11 protein-coding genes and 1 other annotated feature are annotated in these 12,341 nt (G+C 41.3%); of the genes, 2 read left to right on the forward strand and 9 right to left on the reverse strand.

What is annotated here, in order from left to right; genetic code table 11:
* Positions 1-323: 323 nt before the first annotated feature.
* Complete coding sequence (gene murI / locus VN447_RS10640; RefSeq protein ID WP_325525332.1) at positions 324-1,097, forward strand: glutamate racemase; 774 nt, start codon at positions 324-326, stop codon at positions 1,095-1,097.
* 261 nt (positions 1,098-1,358) lie between these two features.
* Here murI and VN447_RS10645 read toward each other — a convergent pair whose 3' ends face one another.
* The 5 genes from VN447_RS10645 to msrB form a co-directional block, all read right to left on the reverse strand.
* Positions 1,359-2,204: an SDR family NAD(P)-dependent oxidoreductase gene (locus VN447_RS10645; protein WP_325525333.1), complete on the reverse strand. Its 846-nt coding sequence runs from the start codon at positions 2,202-2,204 to the stop codon at positions 1,359-1,361.
* A gap of 25 nt (positions 2,205-2,229) precedes the next feature.
* Complete coding sequence (locus VN447_RS10650; protein ID WP_325525334.1) at positions 2,230-2,544, reverse strand: DnaJ family domain-containing protein; 315 nt, start codon at positions 2,542-2,544, stop codon at positions 2,230-2,232.
* A 60-nt stretch (positions 2,545-2,604) separates the two neighbouring features.
* Entirely contained in the window at positions 2,605-5,268 is a 2,664-nt protein-coding gene (locus VN447_RS10655) for a PEP/pyruvate-binding domain-containing protein (protein ID WP_325525335.1), read from the reverse strand.
* Positions 5,269-5,294: 26 nt separating this feature from the next.
* Positions 5,295-5,909: a TetR/AcrR family transcriptional regulator gene (locus VN447_RS10660; protein WP_325525336.1), complete on the reverse strand. Its 615-nt coding sequence runs from the start codon at positions 5,907-5,909 to the stop codon at positions 5,295-5,297.
* Between the two features lie 390 nt (positions 5,910-6,299).
* The gene (gene msrB / locus VN447_RS10665) at positions 6,300-6,752 is read right to left on the reverse strand and encodes a peptide-methionine (R)-S-oxide reductase MsrB (RefSeq protein ID WP_325525337.1); all 453 of its coding nucleotides are present in this window, start codon (positions 6,750-6,752) and stop codon (positions 6,300-6,302) included.
* 227 nt (positions 6,753-6,979) lie between these two features.
* Positions 6,980-7,229: a binding site (T-box leader), on the forward strand.
* Positions 7,230-7,412: 183 nt separating this feature from the next.
* On the opposite strand from msrB, the gene VN447_RS10670 reads away from it, so the two are divergent.
* Positions 7,413-8,447: a branched-chain amino acid aminotransferase gene (locus VN447_RS10670; RefSeq protein ID WP_325525338.1), complete on the forward strand. Its 1,035-nt coding sequence runs from the start codon at positions 7,413-7,415 to the stop codon at positions 8,445-8,447.
* A gap of 270 nt (positions 8,448-8,717) precedes the next feature.
* On the opposite strand, the gene VN447_RS10675 is transcribed toward VN447_RS10670, so the two are convergent.
* From VN447_RS10675 to VN447_RS10690, 4 genes are all read right to left on the reverse strand, one after another.
* The gene (locus tag VN447_RS10675; protein WP_325525339.1) at positions 8,718-9,473 is read right to left on the reverse strand and encodes a DUF169 domain-containing protein; all 756 of its coding nucleotides are present in this window, start codon (positions 9,471-9,473) and stop codon (positions 8,718-8,720) included.
* Positions 9,474-9,675: 202 nt separating this feature from the next.
* Complete coding sequence (locus tag VN447_RS10680; RefSeq protein ID WP_325525340.1) at positions 9,676-10,101, reverse strand: MarR family transcriptional regulator; 426 nt, start codon at positions 10,099-10,101, stop codon at positions 9,676-9,678.
* A 229-nt stretch (positions 10,102-10,330) separates the two neighbouring features.
* Positions 10,331-10,957: a class I SAM-dependent methyltransferase gene (locus VN447_RS10685; protein ID WP_325525341.1), complete on the reverse strand. Its 627-nt coding sequence runs from the start codon at positions 10,955-10,957 to the stop codon at positions 10,331-10,333.
* A gap of 197 nt (positions 10,958-11,154) precedes the next feature.
* Positions 11,155-11,979 carry a hypothetical protein gene (locus VN447_RS10690; RefSeq protein ID WP_325525342.1) on the reverse strand — a complete coding sequence of 275 codons (825 nt, stop codon included), beginning with the start codon at positions 11,977-11,979 and terminating at the stop codon, positions 11,155-11,157.
* Between the last annotated feature and the right edge of the window lie 362 nt (positions 11,980-12,341).

Here is a 12,341-nt window from a genome sequence, read left to right on the forward strand (position 1 = left end):
AGAAATTAAACTGCGAGGTCCATGATTAGTTTTCAAACTAATCATGGACCTCGCAGTTGCCTTCTGAACTTAATTTAATGGATCTAAACATGTTACTTCGGGTTCACCGAGAGACTAGAATACTTTAGCCGCCATTTTAAGAAGTACAGGCAAGTAGCACCCCTACGTTGTAGAAGTAGAACAGCCAACTCCCATACAAAATTCCTACGGCGGCTAGTTTATGGTATTATATAGGCACTACTTGTTTAAATCGGAGTTCTATATTTTGACGGAGTTGTTCCTGATAATATAAATACAATAATTGAAACTAGGAAGGGATTAGGATGAAGATCGGCTTTTTTGACTCTGGTATTGGCGGCTTAACTGTTCTTGGTCACGCTTTAAAAATACTACCGTTTGCTGATTACACTTACTATGCTGATATTGAGCATTTGCCTTATGGAGAAAAGACGAAAAGCGAAGTAAAACAATACGTCCAAAAGGGTATGGATTATATGGCTAAAATCAAAGTAGATGCCGTGGTGATCGCTTGTAATACGGCAACAAGTGTTGCTGTCGGGAAATTGCGAAAGAATTATAGTTTCCCGATCATTGGAATGGAACCTGCTGTAAAACCAGCTATTGCTCATTGTAAGGAAAGAGGTAAAAAGGTATTGGTTTTGGCAACCAGTCTTACTTTGCGGGAGGAAAAATTTCATCAATTAATTCATAGACTTGATGCGACAGAAATGGTTGATACGATGGCGTTAGGCGGCTTGGTACAATTTGCCGAACAGTTTGAGTTTGACACTTCAGATGTATATCAGTATTTGCAAAAGAAATTTGCACCATTAGCGATACCTGATTATGGTGCTGTTGTTCTTGGCTGTACACATTTTCCATTATTCAACAATGTTTTGCAACAATCGTTTACAAAGGAAACTGTTTTTTTCGACGGAAGTGTTGGGACCACAAATCACTTGGCAGATATATTAAAGCAAAAAGGAGTAGCTCCTAGTATAGATGATAAAATTAAATTTGTAATTACAAATGGCAAACTCCCACCAAATGATGTTGATTATAAAAAAATATTACAAACTTATTTGCATAGCATATAAAACAATGAGACAATGTCGTATTCAGTGAATTAGGGTTAACTCATCGATGGTTCTACGATAAATCATTTCGCATGGCAAATCCATCCCGCAAAAAGTAATCATTTATAGTTCAAGGCTTCGCGCCTTGGACTTTTTGTTTTTCCTCCAAAAATTCACTTGTCGGAAGATTCGTGAATTTAAAAATCAAGCCATTTTTTGGGGTATTATCATCTGCCAGTTCACGCTTTAAGCATGGCTTCAATGAATTTATATTTTTTATTCTCATATATATTCAGCCAGTTTCTTTTGCGTTAGCCATAAATTCCATTCGGGAAATAGGCGATCGAACCACCAGAATAGTTTATTGCGACTCGGTATAACAATGATTGCCTCGTTTCTGGCAACGGCATCCAGCGCTTTTTGCGCAAAAATATCTGGCGGTATCGGCTTACATTTTTCAACCAATTGATTTAACTTTTCTTGTTGCTCCGGTGATGGTTCTTTAAGTACCTTCCCATATTTGCCGCACCGGTCAATAATCGGCGTCCGAACAAAACCGGGGCAGAAAACGCTTACCCGGATTCCTTGCATGGCTGCCTCAATCCGAAGCGTCTTGGAGAGGCCGACAATGGCATGTTTGGTAGTGGCGTAACTAAGTCTTCCCGGCGCCGTCAACAATCCGGCAAGCGAAGCTGTGTTGACTATATGCCCGAAGCCTTGTTCCAACATCACCTTATACGCTGCCTGAACTCCGTGAATTACGCCCCAGAGATTGACGTCGATTACTGCATTCCAATCTTCAATCTTATAAACGATAGCCGGGCCAGTCATTGCGATTCCCGCATTATTGAACATATAGTCCAATCTGCCGGTTCTGTTGACAGTTTCATATACCAAAGCTTCAACAGCATCATAATCGACAGCATTGAGCTCTGCCGCGGTAGCTTTCCCGCCTGCATGCCGTATTGCAGCAGCGACCTCTTCTGCCAGCTCGATTTGCCGGTCGCCAAGAATAACCTCGCAACCACGCTTGGTTAATTCTCTGCCGAGCGCCGCACCAATTCCCGACGCACCGCCGGTAATAATCGCAACGGCACCATCAAATATTCGGATTGTTTCATCTTGCATATGGTAAATCTCCTCTCTTACCGCCTTACCGTTTCCGGCGTTCCATTAGAATATCATAGAACATCTTCTTTTCAGTAATTGCTTTAATTATGCCAGGCTTATCTTCTTCCATGGCTATTTGCAATTGTTCTTCTAAACTAGCGATTTCTTTACGTAATTCCATTTCTGGAGGAAGCGATCCTGAGTTTCTTAATACCAAAAATGCCGCCCGTTGCTCCGGGGGAACAAATCGCAGGTCGGCAAGTCGTTGAGCTTTTCCCTTACCGGGTAAGTCATCAAAAACCCCCTGGTCAATTGCCTTTTTAATGTTTCGCTCTATTATCCGGCTTATCCCGTCCATCGTTCATATTGCCTCCTTGGGCATAATCCAAAAGCCACCACGCCCATAGCATTCCTAGCGTTATTGAAGAATTACCCGGCCTTCATCCCCATCAACGGTAACGATTTGGCCATCTTGAATAGCCTTCATAACACCTGGTACGTTAATTACTGTTGGGATTCCATATTCTCTAGCAATAATTGCTCCATGCGAAATATATCCTCCGGTTTCCATTATCACAGCACAAGCTTTCAAAAACAGAGGACTCCAACCCGGGTCGGTAGAAGGGGTCACCAGGACCTCGCCCGGCTGCAGCTTATTCCCCTCGCCAGGATGATTGATCAATCGGGCTGTACCAGTGGCTTTACCGGCTGCCGCTCCCACACCCTGCAAGTAATTGCCTGAGAGAATGATAGCAGGCTGCGAGCGCGTTGCCTTATCACCCTGGATGATGTCAGGAGGGATGATATTTTCATTGGCTTTATGAGTTGCTATGCGGTCTTGCACTAGGCTTTTAAGCTCCATCCCATTCCATTCCCCACCTAATATCGAGAATATCTCGGGCCAGGTGCAGAAGAAAATATCGGATGGTTCATCGATAAGGTTCCATCGGGCAAAACGGTTGCCCAACTCCAGGGCTATAGAACGGTAGGGCTCCAAAGCCATGACCAAAACCGATTTGGCCATTTCCCGTAATCCGGCTCCCTGCTGGGCATCTATAATCATTTTGCGAATTCCCTCCAGCTTGTCAGCAGGAAGTAAGGCGGTGATTTCCGCCAAGGCCTGGTTAAACTTTTCCTTTTGACGGGCTCGCAAGTCGTCCAGATTGGCAGTGGTCATCGTCGTCCTTATAATATCCAATAGGTAGGAAGGATCTTCCTGCCAGCGGGGGTTGATGATGTCCAATTCATAGATAGCTCTATGACCATATTCTTTTATAAATTTATGGAAAGCTTGTTTGAACGGCGAATTCTCTGGGAGCTGTTGTTCCCAGAAAAGCGGGGCAAAAGGACGGTTGTTGAAGTATCGGACTGCATAATCGTCCCGGCGGGCCTGTTCGGCCAATTCAACCAGACGATACCCATGATCGGCGCTGGTTATTGACGCATCTCCTCCCGCCATCAAGCCATTTATAACCATGGGGGTCTTGGGGCCTAAAACCCCGAACAGGTTTTGCATTAGAATTCCTAACGGTAGCCCCCCGGCTCCACTTAACCAGGTGTATTTTTCACTATAGGATTTAACGATTATCCCCAAGGCCTCAAAATTATCTATCAATGCATGGTCCGGTAAAGATTCAAATCCTTCTCCAGCTAGGTTGTTAGCAGCCGCAGCCACTCCAGAAAGGATGTCACTTGCATTGGCAGCGGTCTCAGCAATTAGGGCCATGGTCCGCATAGCTGTTTTTTGCCTCCGCACGCCTGTTTCACCTTCGAAAGGGCTCTGATCGTCGATTTCAATTTCCGGCTGGTGCCCTCCCCAGACAAAAGTTAGATCACGGGGTAATGCTCCGTTACAATCGTACTGAGCCCAATATACTGCCGACATATTACAGTATAAGCGGCCGTTAAAGAACCGGGAAAATTGAATTCCATCCGGTACGGGGTAGCCGGGATTGGAAAAGGTGGTAATCCAAATAGTATCAATGATATCTTTCATTATTTGTCTATGTAGAGGGGATAAGACCATGGGAACCGCATCCCGGTAATTGGCATTAGACCACACCGCAGGCTGATTTTTAATAGACTCGAAACTACAATCCGGCAAATTGGTGACCGGGCGGGCCTGAAGCATTACGAAGTCATTGCCGTCAAAAGCCCATTCTATGTCTTGCGGTTCTTCGCCGTTTCCCAAAGCGTCGAAAACACGGGTTATCAATTTGCCCAATCTTTTAATATCGTCATCATTTAAAGCTTGCTCTGACCTTCGGCCGCTGCTGGGAGCCAGATAGACCCCGCCGTCTTCGTGGGTTCGGGTCAAACCTGATTTGGAACCTAATTTTTTCGCTTTAATTTCTGGCAGCAAGGTATAGACGGGGGGAGCGAGAAAGTAGGTATCAGGCTCTATGGCTCCACTTACCACGGATTCTCCTAGACCGAAGTTGGCATTGATCACATAGATATCTCGACGGCCACTCTGAGGATCACAGCTAAAAGCCACCCCGGCCGCCCGGGCCTCAACCATCTCCATAATGACAACAGCAGGCAATAATTCGAAGTCTCCTATGTTCTGTTTACGACGATAGGTTACGGCCCGGGGCGTCCACAGAGATGCATAGCAGCCCTTGATCGCTTCCATGATGTTCTCCAAACCGCTAACATTTAGGAAGGTATCATGAATGCCTGCGAAAGATGCCTGCAGCGAATCCTCCGCCGAAGCCGAAGACCTGACTGCTACTGCTGTATTGTCTAATCCCGCGGCAGCTAACCTTTCCTGTATGGCTTCAACAACTATAGGAGGTATTGTTGCATTTATTATTTGTTCTCTTAAGCGGCAGAGGAGATGATCGGCCTCGCCCAGATTCTCACTATTTATTTGGAGGGAGGTTAATTTTAAAAACTCGCTAAGCTCGTTATAATCAAGAAATTCTTGAAAAGCCGCAGTTGTAAGCACCCAGCCACGCGGAATTTTAAAGCCATACCGTTCCAGCCTGGATAGATTCCAAGCCTTTCCCCCAACCATACTGACGCCGCGCTGAAAAGCTTCTCCCCAGGAGACTACATAAGTATTCGCTCCCTTTTGCATATGCTCTCTCCTTCCTTAGTGAATGATTATTCCGTTTTTGGGGGTTGATGGCTCAAAGCCCCGTATAGTACCAGATCCACCAATCGAACGGTTTCCTCCCGAAGATTTACCCGGGTATTATCTTTTAACCAATCTAGCACCATTGCTGTACGTATGTATTCAATAAAGCCAAACACCCTTTCTATTGGGATGTCAGAACGGATTTCCCCCACTTCTTGACCAGTACGCAAAATATCCATAACAAGATTCTGAGTACCACTCGGCTCAAACTTGTAATTAGGTTCCTGTAACATAATTTTCATACGGTACATTAAAGCAATACTGCAAATTTCCGGGTTCAACTCCAGAAAATCATAGCGATTATTAATGGCTGCTATCAATCGTGATCTTGTGTCAGGTAGGTCAGAAAGTGTTTCCAGCGTCTCCTGGGCAGTATCTTTGGATATGCTCCGAACATACTCATCTGCAATGGCTTCTTTGAGTGGAAAATAATTATATAAAGTTTTCCTAGCCGCAACAGCTTTGGCTGCAATTTGATCCATAGTCGTGTTTTCAAAGCCCTGCTGATTAAACAAGTCACCTGCCACGGAAATGATCCTATCGCGAATCTCCTTTTTCTTTCTTTCAACCAGACCGTCCATTGGTCATTACCCCCAAAACGATTAATTTTGCATAATGTACACTTAGTATATTTTTACACTTAGTATATGTTATATTATCCATCCTCTTACTTTAATTGTCAATAACTGTTACTCATAAAAGATAATTGAAAAATCAGGATATGGAAAGAAAGTTTGTCGCCAATCGGCGAGCATCCCATATAAAACGGTGTAACATCCCTTTTCGCTAAAGGGGGCGCCATTGTGCCCGTAGGATGAGAGAATGGCTCTTGGTAAAACCATTCGGAGAAAGAAAAAAGCTCATGTGTGCTTATCTTGGAAAATAAATAGCAAGCTCGGTGATTGCAGTCCCCGAGCTTGCTATTCCATTTTTATATTACTGTGTGAAGTAAGTTGTGAGTAATTAACAAATTACTTTTCAAATAATGTCAGCAATTCCCCATATCCTTCTTTTTCCATTTCCTCTTTGGGAATGAACCGCAATGCGGCAGAATTGATGCAATAGCGTAAACCGCCTGGTTTTGGTCCATCAGTAAATACATGTCCCAAATGTGAATCTGCTTTTTTGCTGCGCACCTCTGTACGGATCATAGCATGGCTTTTATCTACTGCTTCCCGTATTTTCTCTGCATCTAACGGTTTGGTAAAACTCGGCCACCCACAGCCGGAGTCAAATTTTTCTAAGGAACTAAATAGCGGCTCTCCTGACACGATATCGACATAAATGCCCTCACGCTTATTGTCCCAATATTCGTTCCGAAAAGGCGGTTCAGTCGCATTTTCTTGAGTTACGGCAAACTGAAGCGGATTCAGTCGCTTTCTTAACGGCTCATTAATATCAAAATCAACATCTTTCCTATTCATACAATCCCTCTCTTCGCATAAAAGACTTATTAATCATATTATCCATAGTATAACTTCTACCTGTTACAGAAACATATACATTTACTGTAAATACCTCTTTATAAGTTAGCTATCAAATGCAGGTGCATAACCACAAGACATCTGTGTGAAAAATAATATTTTTCATTGACAAAATATAACTTTAGGCGTATATTTATATACACAAAGTTACACTTTAACTTAATATAGTAAAAGTGATGAGGGAGAACTTGTACTCTATGTCGTTTCAGAGAGCCGGTGGGTGGTGTGAACCGGTACGATGGGAATGCAAACGTCGCTCCTGAACTGCAACGCTGAACTGCAAAGTAAGCTGCGCCGGTCTCTGCTCCGCAAGGAGTGCAGTCGTTATTCTGCTAAGGTTGTTTGACCTGATGAGAGATACAGATAGTCATATCTGTAAAAAGGGTGGTACCGCGAGGATTATCTCTTGCCCCTTTAAGTCTTTTTGACTTAAAGGGCAAGAGTTTTTTATTTTTTACAAGGGGGTATAGTAATGGGTTACTTAGAATACATGGTTTGATTTTGCTTGGCAGAATTCAAAGTCTGAGGCGAGACTTTTATCAGCCTCTTGCCGAGGATGGGTTAACTGAATAAATTTATTTAGAGAGAGGGTACATAATTATGAGCAGAGTATTAAACATAGATTGGGAAAATTTAGGTTTTAGCTATATAAAAACAGATTTTCGTTATATTTCTACCTGGAAAGATGGCAAGTGGGATGAGGGCCAACTGGTAACTGATAATAAGCTTTCAATCAGCGAGGCATCTACTGCATTGCACTATGGGCAACAGTGTTTCGAAGGATTAAAAGCCTACAGAACAAAAAATGGGGATATCCAGCTTTTTCGCCCATTTGAAAATGCCAAACGGCTAAACCGAGGCGCTCAACGTCTGTTAATGCCGGAAATTCCCGAAGACAAATTTGTAGAAGCCGTATTACAAGTGGTTCGAGCCAATGAAGCCTATGTTCCCCCCTATGGTACTGGTGCAACTCTTTACATTAGGCCGTTACTAATTGGCGTTGGCGATAATATTGGTGTCGGCCCAGCCCCAGAATATTTGTTTTCTGTTTTCTGCATGCCTGTCGGTCCCTATTTCAAAGGCGGTATGACACCTGTAAACTTTATTGTTTCCGACTATGACCGGGCGGCTCCTTATGGCACAGGAGCGTCCAAAGTTGGCGGCAACTATGCAGCAAGTCTGCACTCCTACAAACTGGCAAAAAAAAGCGGGTTTGGTGATTGTATCTACCTTGACCCATTGACTCATACCAAAATCGAAGAAGTCGGCTCAGCCAATTTCTTTGGCATTACCTGGGATGATGAATTTATCACACCAAAATCACCCTCGATTTTACCAAGTATTACGAAGTATTCCCTTCTCTATCTGGCTGAAAAATATTTGGGCTTAAAAGTAGCAGAAAGAGACGTTTTGATTGATAATCTTAAGGAGTTTAAGGAAGCGGGTGCTTGCGGAACTGCGGCTGTTATTACTCCAATTGGCGGTATCCAACATAAAGGTAATCTCCACGTCTTCCATAGTGAAACGGAAGTTGGCCCGAATACTACCAAACTGTACAACACGCTTTGCGGTATTCAATTCGGTGATTTGGAAGCGCCAGCCGGTTGGGTTGTTAAAATGGATTGTATCAGCTAATCTAATTACAATTTAGACCAGCCCTCTTTCAGATTTTCCCCGACAATGCGTCAACCCTATTACCTTTATGAACATGGCACCACTGTCATGTTAAAAGTGGAGCACCTTGAATTTACAGGCTTCGTCGGCATTTTCTTACTCCAGTACATGTCACTAAATCGTTCTATAACAAAAAACGCTGGGATCGGGATACTGTTTCACAAAACAACATCCCGGTCCCCGCGTTTTCTTTCTAGACGATACTGCGGTTCATCTTTGAATATCAGGCACTTAGCAAATACCGACCTTTTTACTTTTTTCCATTCTCGCCACCACTCTGTGCCACAAGTGTTGCTTCAAGAAACTTCCCTCTACACTTTCTTCCAGGTCCAGAAACATTTTGTATGGAACAGAAAATGACAGCATGTCAGCTTCGACCATGGGGCGCACTGTAATATCAGTCAAGCCCACTACCGCTCTTGGATTTTCCTTTTGAGCTTCTGCGTACGGAATAAGAAAGACAGACTGGCACCCTGAGCTAAAAGGTATCATCACATTTTCATTTCCTGGTCTATAATAGTTTGCAAGTACTGCAAGTGCCGATAACTGATCAGCATTAACATAAAACACAATTAACTCGGGTATTTCCTTAGTAGTATCAATTTGTGACAAAGGTTTAAAGATGACGTACTGATAGGGAATATCAGTTATTGGTAAGCACTCAACATATTCTGCTCCTAGCTCTGGATTTTTTTTATATCCTTCCCCTTCAAATAGGCCGCTTTTACCAACTGACAAAAAATATTCAATTCCACCTGGATAATTGGGAAATTGGCCAAACCCTAATCCTACTTTACCGCCATTACATCCTGTCGTTTTACGTTCAAAAACTGATGTTTTCCCTTTTGCTGCCGCAATAAATAACGGAATTGTACAGCTCCACTGCCCTTCTTTACTCTGAAGTGCCCCTTCAGGTTTTTCATTGCTAAGCAAAACAGCTACCGGTTCATAACGCAAGCTCAATTCTTTAACTAAACAGCTTTCCATATTCTTTACCTCACTTTATTTTATATTTCTATACTGCTATGAAAATGTTACTTGTCCCTACTAGGATATCTGTATAAGTGCGTTCTCACACAGTCTGTACGCCCTTTTTATTGAGTTACAGTTCCTAAATTGAGCAAGGAGTATAAATCATGTAAATTTCATCATTTTAGTTGTCATGACAACTAAAGCGATAAAAAAATAGCTACTTAAGATTATCATAAATTTGATTTAACAGTTTTTTCATTTCTACGACTTTATGTTTTTCTATTCCTATTGTTGCTTCCTCTAGTAATTGAATGACTTTAGGAATTAATTCTTCCCTTAACGCCCAGCCACGATCAGTCAAAAAGATTTGAAAAGCCCTTTTGTCTACCGGATGAAGCTTTCGGACAATCAATTCTTTCATTTCCAATTTCTCAAGAATGCGGTTAGTATTTGGTTTATCTTTAACGATACTATCTGCCAACTCTTTAGGGGTAACCCCTTCTTGTTCCCATAAACAGTTAAGTACAGCCCATTGCTCTGGCGTAACGTCATATTCTTTGAATCGTTGAAACAATTCATTTTTAAGCTTTGTATTCGTCTTATTTAGGATGAACCCCAATGAATCATCTAATTTAAATTTCATCTATATCACCATCATAGTTGTCTTGACAACTACATTATACTCATATAGTAATTATCAGTCAATAAGCAAGAGCTTTATCGTTAAAGATATTTTTCCTAGAATAGTATAAGATCTTGCCGAACTACGGGCAAAGCTGGAATGCTAATATTACAGAATGATGTACTTAAAGAAACTCTCTCGCCTGCCAGGCTCCGAGTCGAAAGTGTTATATTTAGAAATTGTGTTTGAATTATATCTTCTTTAAATATATTGTAAACGCTATTTTATTTCCAATAAAATCAACTTGCGAAAATCCAATTGGTTTAACTAAATTCAATATATTTTGCTTACTTTGGTAATGGGGATCAAAAACAGTTTCCGCGATTGCAAGAATGCCACCAGGTTTTAAGGATTTATATATTTCCTCAAGGGCACCAGCCCTGTTGGGAATCTCACCAAGGACGGCGGCCATTACTGCACCGTCTGCACTATAATTACAAAGTTTACCTTCTCCCATGGGAATATTAACAACACTAATGTTTTTAATGTTTTCCTTCCCGGCCTTTTGTTTGACTATGTTTAGCATTTCAGTTTGAATATCAATTGAAATAATTAGGCCTTGTTCTCCAACCTCTCTTGCTAGCGGTATGCTTAGCCTGCCCGGCCCACATCCAATATCAAGTATTGTCATTCCTCTTTTAACGTTAAGACCAGGGATTATTACTGCTGATTGACAGCCTTTCGCAAAAGGGTTTTCTAGCTCAACAAGCCAGTGAAGCCATGATGGACATGGTACATTTATACGCCTAGAAGAATATTTCCAAGCAAACCAAATAAGCAAAAATAATACAATTAACCCCACAATGTATCCATACATTCTTTCTCACCTCAACAGCACCCTTAGAACACTTAAAGTAATAATTCTCCAATAAAATGAGAAACTCCTACCAGGAGATACAAGGGGACGTTATTGTATCCTTCACTTTATTTGCGACATTAAGCTATCTTTCTAAAGGAAACAGAAGAACCGTCCCTCTATATCCTTTAAAACCAGCATACCAAATGCCAGTTTTATTATTTAAATATTGATCTCTTGATCCTACAAAATATCCCCATAATCAAGGCTGTCACCAGGGAAAATGTTATCGACACAGATAGTACAGATACGAGGTATATATTATACTTGGCAACTATCAGCACATATTTTAGTGTTTCAAATCCACATAACGATGCACCCATATTAAATAATACAACCACGAATAAAGTAACTACCAGCCCCGATATAGAATTCTTTATATCTTCCTTGCTTAATGCGATATGTGATGCTGTACATATCGCTAACAATAAGAATACCCAAAAACTTGGAGAACCAATACTTCCACTGTTGAATATTCCTCTAAACACTATCATTATTGAATGACCCGACCATATTATAAAGTCTACTAGATTATTACTATCTACAGGTGCTGATACTACGTGCTTTTGCAATGCTTTGAAGGTATTAGGCTCTAGCATGTACATAAAGGATAATATGGCTGCTGTTCCACTAAATATTGGTCCTAGGCTTATAAAAAAATTTCCAATTATTTGATATAAATTATGCTTGTCAAAACTATGATTTACATATCCAAGAGTTGAATTCTTTGGATTGATATCAAAGAGTTTTATTGAGATAATTTTATGCCCAAATATTAAACACATTAGAGCATGCCCGACTTCATGTATTGGTGTCCCTATACATGCTGTTAACATTATACCTGGTTTACCGAAGGCTTGATATGCCCATCGGTTTGAAACAGATTCAATCCAACCTAGTAAGAAACCTACCATTATTATTATTCCTAATAGATAAATTATCTCTGTTACACTTAAAATCAGTACATTAAGCAATGTTTGCAAAGTATTGATACCTACCGCCTATACATTATCTTTAACTCGCTTCTTCTTATCAATTCCCTATTCTATTCCCATGTCAATCTTTTTTATTAGCTCCTGTTTACTTTTCTTTCGGGCAGTTCGTGGCATTCTGTCACGTACCTACTTTTACTTATTAATATATTATATCAAGTTTAATCGAAAACTACAGAACCGTCCGAAACCACTGAAAAAGTCAATTAACCAGATGAGCCCTCTGTTATGGTAAAATATGATTGTAGATATTTGCCAAAATGGAGGGTTCTAATTGTTAAAACATGTGCCGCAGCAATTAAGTATATATAGCGTGCTGTATGACAAAATCCCCAGCAACCATCCTCTCAAAA

The sequence above is a fragment of the Sporomusa sp. genome (assembly GCF_035561155.1).
Taxonomy (GTDB): Bacteria; Bacillota; Negativicutes; order Sporomusales; family Sporomusaceae; genus Sporomusa.

Bases quoted from the DNA above. Each gene is read 5' to 3' on its own strand.
- murI (WP_325525332.1), top strand. From the start codon at position 324: ATGAAGATCGGCTTTTTTGACTCTGGTATTGGCGGCTTAACTGTTCTT.
- VN447_RS10645 (WP_325525333.1), bottom strand. From the start codon at position 2,204: ATGCAAGATGAAACAATCCGAATATTTGATGGTGCCGTTGCGATTATT.
- VN447_RS10650 (WP_325525334.1), bottom strand. From the start codon at position 2,544: ATGGACGGGATAAGCCGGATAATAGAGCGAAACATTAAAAAGGCAATT.
- VN447_RS10655 (WP_325525335.1), bottom strand. From the start codon at position 5,268: ATGCAAAAGGGAGCGAATACTTATGTAGTCTCCTGGGGAGAAGCTTTT.
- VN447_RS10660 (WP_325525336.1), bottom strand. From the start codon at position 5,909: ATGGACGGTCTGGTTGAAAGAAAGAAAAAGGAGATTCGCGATAGGATC.
- msrB (WP_325525337.1), bottom strand. From the start codon at position 6,752: ATGAATAGGAAAGATGTTGATTTTGATATTAATGAGCCGTTAAGAAAG.
- VN447_RS10670 (WP_325525338.1), top strand. From the start codon at position 7,413: ATGAGCAGAGTATTAAACATAGATTGGGAAAATTTAGGTTTTAGCTAT.
- VN447_RS10675 (WP_325525339.1), bottom strand. From the start codon at position 9,473: ATGGAAAGCTGTTTAGTTAAAGAATTGAGCTTGCGTTATGAACCGGTA.
- VN447_RS10680 (WP_325525340.1), bottom strand. From the start codon at position 10,101: ATGAAATTTAAATTAGATGATTCATTGGGGTTCATCCTAAATAAGACG.
- VN447_RS10685 (WP_325525341.1), bottom strand. From the start codon at position 10,957: ATGTATGGATACATTGTGGGGTTAATTGTATTATTTTTGCTTATTTGG.